The sequence below is a fragment of the Undibacterium sp. SXout7W genome (assembly GCF_049339385.1).
Lineage (GTDB): Bacteria > Pseudomonadota > Gammaproteobacteria > Burkholderiales > Burkholderiaceae_D > Undibacterium.
This window is the reverse complement of the sequence record NZ_JBMPPF010000116.1, coordinates 1-328: the sequence shown is the minus strand read 5'-3', so window position 1 is coordinate 328 and position 328 is coordinate 1. Positions and strand designations below refer to the sequence as shown.

The 328-nt window shown below is 61.3% G+C and carries 1 protein-coding gene; it reads right to left on the bottom strand.

Translation table 11 applies throughout. The features are described from left to right. Positions 1-328 (bottom strand): ABC transporter permease (locus ACO0LB_RS20730; RefSeq protein WP_423052607.1); only part of this gene is annotated, 328 nt, incomplete at both ends.

Sequence of the window (328 nt, the reverse complement as noted above, 5' to 3'; positions counted from 1 at the left end):
CAGGCTGATATCGGCCACGTTGCGGCCGTTCAGGGCTTTGCCAAACGATCCATTTTTCATGCGTTGATTGAAAGGCGATTTTTCGCTGACATCCTGCAGCAGTGCGGTCAATGCCGCCATCGATGCGCCGGGCTTGAGCTTCATGTAGACTGTGCCGCGTCCCCATTCGCTGATCGCAGTTTCGCGCTCAGGCCACGCGCTGCTGCTGGTGCTGACCAATGCTTCATATTGCTGACTGGTGTTGGGGGGCGGGTCGGGCATCAGCGCCCGTACCTGCAGTACGACGCCGTCGACCCTGACGGTCTGGCCGAGCGCCGGTGCGGAGCCA